Origin of the sequence: Nocardia grenadensis (assembly GCF_050942415.1) — a bacterium.
GTDB lineage: Bacteria > Actinomycetota > Actinomycetes > Mycobacteriales > Mycobacteriaceae > Nocardia > Nocardia grenadensis.
Genome location: NZ_CP192054.1, coordinates 3,344,690 through 3,350,316, shown reverse-complemented (window position 1 = coordinate 3,350,316; position 5,627 = coordinate 3,344,690). Strand labels below are relative to the sequence as shown.

General features: G+C 69.0%; 4 protein-coding genes. 2 read left to right on the top strand and 2 right to left on the bottom strand.

Annotated features, from left to right (window positions below):
- Positions 1 to 52 precede the first annotated feature (52 nt).
- Complete coding sequence (locus ACQPYS_RS15345; protein ID WP_431938070.1) at positions 53 to 289, top strand: MbtH family protein; 237 nt, start codon at positions 53 to 55, stop codon at positions 287 to 289.
- Between the two features lie 430 nt (positions 290 to 719).
- Here ACQPYS_RS15345 and ACQPYS_RS15340 read toward each other — a convergent pair whose 3' ends face one another.
- The gene (locus tag ACQPYS_RS15340; RefSeq protein WP_433493052.1) at positions 720 to 3,980 is read right to left on the bottom strand and encodes an arabinosyltransferase domain-containing protein; all 3,261 of its coding nucleotides are present in this window, start codon (positions 3,978 to 3,980) and stop codon (positions 720 to 722) included.
- Between the two features lie 167 nt (positions 3,981 to 4,147).
- Here ACQPYS_RS15340 and ACQPYS_RS15335 point away from each other — a divergent pair, with 167 nt between their 5' ends.
- A complete protein-coding gene (locus tag ACQPYS_RS15335; protein WP_433489929.1) occupies positions 4,148 to 4,798 on the top strand; it encodes a class I SAM-dependent methyltransferase in 651 nt (216 codons plus the stop codon).
- A gap of 12 nt (positions 4,799 to 4,810) precedes the next feature.
- On the opposite strand, the gene ACQPYS_RS15330 is transcribed toward ACQPYS_RS15335, so the two are convergent.
- The gene (locus tag ACQPYS_RS15330; RefSeq protein WP_433489928.1) at positions 4,811 to 5,449 is read right to left on the bottom strand and encodes an HD domain-containing protein; all 639 of its coding nucleotides are present in this window, start codon (positions 5,447 to 5,449) and stop codon (positions 4,811 to 4,813) included.
- Between the last annotated feature and the right edge of the window lie 178 nt (positions 5,450 to 5,627).

The window sequence follows — 5,627 nt, the reverse complement described above, 5'->3', positions numbered from 1 at the left end:
TCCCCACGTGGGGTGCCGGCAGGACAACAACGACGATCCGGGAGAAATGAATATGAGCGCGAACCCGTTCGACGACGTGGACGGCCGCTTCTTCGTATTGGTCAACGACGAGAACCAGCATTCCCTGTGGCCGGCTTTCGCCGAGGTGCCGCACGGGTGGCGGATCGCCTTCGGCGACGCCGGCCGGTCGGCCTGTATCGACTACGTCGAGCGGAACTGGACGGATATGCGGCCCAGCAGTTTGCGCGAGGCGGCCACCGCCGATCAGGGACCGGCCGCCGTTCGGTGAATCTGCCCGGTCCGGCGTACCGCGTGGCACCGAACCCCCGGTCGTAGAGCCGGCGGCGCGACGCGCCCGCGAATCCCCGCCGGTCGATCGTCAGGGACGCGGTTTCCGGCCGCCACCCGAGGGGCGGGTCGGCCGGAAACCGGGTCCGGTGAACGAGTCCCGGAACATCGGGCCGGGCGGAGCCGTATTCAGCAGTTCGACGGTGCCGGGTCGCCGCGGAAACGGCCTCGAGCCATGTCATGACGGCCGGTATGCCGAGTACCGCCGCGGACAGATGTTCCGGCGAGACGGTGAGTTCGGCTTGCAGTGGTACACCGGCCGCGCAGTAACGCTGGTTCGTTCAAAGCGTTTTCTTCCGATAACCAGGGGAGCGTCACCGGGAATACCGGCGGCCGGCGCCGGACCCGCGCGTTGGGCGCGGCGACTCCGGTTACCAGGTGACGTTGATGGGGCCGGGGCTCCACAACCCGGAATGTTCTCGCCGGGTCACGCTCGGCGCGGCCGGACGGGCCGAGGCGTCCACAGGCGTGAGCCGCTGTAACTGCCCCCAATCGTGACTCCAGTCGTCTTTCAGATAGGTGGCCAGGGTCTGTGAGCGCAGCAACTGGCGACTCCAGCCCAGCGGTCCGCCACCGTCGTGGCGCTGCCAGAGGTTGGTGGTGTTCGCGGCGGGACGGTCGGGCAGGATGCGCCAGCCGGGAGCCTGGGCGATACCGTTCTTGTGATCGAACGGACGCTGGCACGGAAACTGCAATCCCACCGCCCAGTCGAGCAGCACCGGCTGGTCGGAGCCGATCAGCTCGTCGAGCGTGCGTGTCTGCGGAATCCGCGGCGGGGTCAACGCGATCCACTGGTCGGGATCGAGTGTCCGGTCCTGGGCGACGATCCGGACCACATCCGCCCGGTCCGGGATCTCGTCCAGCGGAACGCGCAGATTACGCCACGAGGGAGTCGGTCCGATATCGATGGGCATCACCTGTCCGAGCGAACGCGCTCCGGACACCGGATCGGTGACACCGTACTCGATATCGACGGGCTGTCCCGGCATGACCTCGCCGTCCTGGGTGATCGCCCGGAAGCGGCCCGCCGCGGTGATCGCCATGATCCCGGCGCGGTCGGCCGGGTCGGGCAAACGGTACCAGCCGGTGGTCAGTTCGGCCGATGCCCGCTGTCCGGCGGTACCGAGTACGGGGGTGGTGTTCGCCAGGCCGAACGGCAGTGGTGCGCCGCCGGTCTGGGTGACCGAGGTGCCGTCGGAGGTATCGTTCAGGGCAGCGGCGAGGCTGTTGTCGTCCGCGGGTTGATCGTCGTCGGACGTGACATCGGCGACCCCGCCGGGAACGAAGCCCTCGGCGTCCGCCGCGAACGTCGTGGCCGCGTCACCGGTCAGTGGCGGGAGCATCGAGGTGTTCGGGTCGGATTCGACCAAGACATCGTCGGCCAGTCCGCACGGCTTCCCCAGTACGGCATCGACATTCGAGCGGGCCAGCGAGAACGCCGGATACTGGGTGGCCGCGGCGGTGGCGAATGAACCCACCTGGAAGATCACGATCACGGCCGCCGCCACCGTCAGCGGCGGGATCTTCACCAACCGCCAGGCCCGCGGCGAAACCCGGTGCGGAGTACCCGGTTCCGGGGACCGCAGATGCCACCACCCGGCGAGTGCCAGGCACAGCACGGCGACGATCAGGAATATCTCGCTCATCCCGACGCCGCCGATCGCCGGAGCCGTATCCCACCACGGAATACCGTGCCCGGAGGCGTAGAACCATTTGTTGACGCCGGTGAAGATCTGCGCGAGCGTTACCGCCACGATGGCGGCGAAGAGAGCACGATACCGCGGCGCCCGCATCACTCTCGGGCCCACCGCCACCGCGGTGACCACCGCGACGGCGCCGGCGAGACCGGCGAACACGCCGTTGTGGTGGGTGAACTTCGTGGGTACGGTCGCCATCAGCAGCATCGCGCCGAAGGTGATGCCGAGCAGGCGTTTCGTCGGGCCGGAGGTGATGAATGGGATACGCCCGCCCTTGCGCAGCAGCACGAAGGCGCACACCAGCAGGCCGAGCCACATCGCGACGACCCCGAAACGGCGTCCGATCGAGCCGTCGGCGGTGGCGGTGAACAGCCGCTGATAGGCCTGGTAGTCGTCGAACCAGGGCACCGACGGGCCGACCGCGTTGTGCACCCGGGTCATCTCGAACATCGCCGACAGCGGTTGGACACCGAAGGCGAAGACGAGTACCAGGGTGCCGGCCGCGGCCAGCGGGGCCAGTAGCGCACCGTAGGCCGAAATGCGCGCGGGCCAATTGATATCCCGGCCGCGACGTGCGGTGGTCACCGCCAGTGCGCGGGCCCGCCGGATCCCGAATCGCACCATCGAGCGCGCACCGGCCGCCAGCGGTGCGAAACAGATCACCCCCGATGGCGCGGCAGTGAGACTGAACGCCGCGATCATGATCGCGATCGCATACGGGAGCAGGCGTCTGCTCGCGATGGCGTGTTCGACGAAAACCCAGGTGAGCAGGACGGCGACCGCGATCACCGGTTCCGGTCGCAGCCCGTTGTTGTAGGGCAGCCAGATGGCGAGGAAGCCCAGCGCGCCGGTGCCGACCACAATGCGGTCGCGGCGCAGCCCGGCACCGAGCCGGGGAATCACCTCACGGCTCAGGGTGAGCCACGCGAGGATCCCGGCCAGCAGGGTGGGCAGGCGCACCCACGGACTGGCGATACTGATCTCGGTCAGCTGCGCGATCACGTCGTAGGGCGGCGTACCGACCGGATTCTCCGGCACGCCGAAGAACCGGAAATAGTTGGCCATATAGCCGGAGACCAGCGAGGTGCGGGCCATGCCGAATTGGTAGCCGTCGTCGGAAGTGGTGGAGCCGATGAAATGCCACAGCGCCAGTGTCGTGAGGACACCCGCGTCGATACCGGTGAAGGTGCGCCAGCGCTGCGGCACGAGTCGGCGGATCCGGCGTCCGTCGGACCGGTCGAGCCTCAGCAGCGCGACCAGGGCGACCGCCGCCAGCACCACCGCCAGCACGGTCGCGGCGCGTTTGGTGAATGTCGGGGTGACCGAGAACCGGCTGTCGACCTCCACCTCGACCACGGCACCGGCCGGGGTGACCAGATCACTGAACACGCCGACCACCTGCGGCCGGAAGTCCCCGGCCAGGAGGAGCGGTTCGGTATCGGTGCCGGTGAGCTCGGCGGTTGTCGCGACGCTGTCGGATCGGACCGTGAGCGTGGCGTCGCGGAGTCGGTCGAGCGGCACGCTGAACATGGACTGACTGCGCAGTACCACCTCGAGGTGGGCCGGCTCGCCGTCCCGTGCCGGTTGTACCCGCGCGACGAATCCGTACTTCTCGAGGTCGGGTGCCCCCGCGGGCATGGTCGCCGCGACCAGCCCGCCGGTATCGGCCAACTGGTCCAGTGCCGTGCCGGGCACGGTGACATCGAAGGTGACCGGAGCGTAGGACACCAGGGGCGCGGTGATACTGCGGGCCGACCCCTGCTGCGGCCAGCCGATGGTCGTCTTGTTCACGTGTACCGGCAGCAGCGGTACCGCCACCGCGAGCACTGTCGCGAACAGGCCGGCGATGACGGCGATCCACTTGGCCCGTCTATCGTGTGCCGGCCGCGGTGGTGGTGGTTGCTCGCCCGTGGGCGCCTCGTCCGCCCGCACCATGGTGTCCGTCACGGGGCGCGATCGTATCGTGACGCATTCGTAACCGGAGGAATCGGGCGCGGGATTCTCAGCCCGTGCTCAGGTGGAGAAATTCTCGCGACCGTGTGAACAGCGAGGACGGCGATTCCGGGCTGTGTCGGGTCGAGCGTGGGCGGCAGAATGCGGGAATGCCGATATCGCGACTCGACCGGTTCAACCGGCGTCATCCGTGGAGCCACAACGACCATTACGGCCGCTGGGTCGTCGACCGGGTGGTCGCGTCGAAAGCCCGTACGGTGCTCGATATCGGCTGCGGTACCGGCAATCTCGCCGCCCGGTTGCGGGATCGGGGTCTCACGGTCACCGCGCTCGAACCCGATACCGCGACAGCCGAAATCGCGGCGCGCCGGTTCGCCGGCGACCCGGCGGTGCGGGTGGTCCGAGCCGGTTTCGCCGAGCGTGAACCGGGTCGCCGCTGGGACGCGGTCACCCTGGTGGCTGTGCTGCACCACCTTCCGCTGGCACCCACTCTGCGGGAGGTGCGGGAGAGCCTCGCCCCGGGCGGGCGGTTGGTCGTCGTCGGCTGTTTCCGCGCGGCGGGTCTCGTCGACGGCTTCGCCGCCCTGCCTGCCGTGGCGGCCAATCCCGTGGTGGGCATGATGCGGCACCCGGCGCCCGCCACGGCGCCGCCCCCGCATATGTCGGCACCTGCCGCCGATCCACGGGAGACCCTGGCCGAGATCCGTGCCGCCGTCGCCGCCGAACTGCCCGGGGCGCGGATCAGGCGCCGCCTGTTCTGGCGCTACAGTCTGGTCTACGACGCCCCCGCCCGCGAATGAGCGACGCGGCGGCTATTCGGCCCAGGGGCCGTTTTCGATGACGTCCACGAAATCGGTGCGGGTGAAGCCCGGCTGGAAACGGGCGAGAACATCGGCATTTACGGTGCCGAAGGTGGTGTCGGGTCGATCGGCGAAGCCATGGGCGAAGGCGGCCAGGATCTGCTTCTTGAAATCGGGCCGTGGATGAGCCGCGACCACCGCGCGGATCTCGTCGGGGTCCAGGTCGTGGTAGCCGATACCGAGGACATCGGTGGCGACACCGGCGCTCACCAGCGCGATCTCGGGTTCCATATGTTCGGGGATACCGGGGGTGGTGTGCAGGGCGATGGCCGTCCACACCCGCTGAGCCGCTGCGGTGTCCAGGCCGTGGGCGGTGAGGAAACGGCGCGCTTCGTCCGCGCCGTCGACTTCGAAGCGCTGATGGGTGGTGCGATAGGCGTCGGTCAATCCCAGATCGTGGAAGAGGGCGCCGACGTAGAGCAGTTCGGGATCGGGATCGAGGCCGCGCCGACGGCCCCACAGCATTCCGAACAGGTACACGCGCCGGGAGTGGTGGAACAGTAGCGGCGGGGCGCTGTCGCGCACCAGTTCGGTGGCCTCGGCCACCATCCGGCTGTCGGGTATCACAACTCCCGCGATGGACTCGGTCATTCCGATCCTTCCTGTACACGAGGTGATCGCTGTCGTTGCCCGGAACGCGTCGAGAAGGCCGGCGCCACCGGCGGTCCCTCGGTCCACCGGGGGTTCCGCGCGGCGGGTGCGTACTGCCCGGCTCTCGGAGAAGAGGCAGGTCGCTGGGCGGACCGAGCATAGATCGCGAGCGGGGCGG

Coding starts and splice junctions, on each gene's coding strand:
- ACQPYS_RS15345 (WP_431938070.1), top strand. CDS start 53: ATGAGCGCGAACCCGTTCGACGACGTGGACGGCCGCTTCTTCGTATTG.
- ACQPYS_RS15335 (WP_433489929.1), top strand. CDS start 4,148: ATGCCGATATCGCGACTCGACCGGTTCAACCGGCGTCATCCGTGGAGC.
- ACQPYS_RS15330 (WP_433489928.1), bottom strand. CDS start 5,449: ATGACCGAGTCCATCGCGGGAGTTGTGATACCCGACAGCCGGATGGTG.
- ACQPYS_RS15340 (WP_433493052.1), bottom strand. CDS start 3,980: ATGGTGCGGGCGGACGAGGCGCCCACGGGCGAGCAACCACCACCACCG.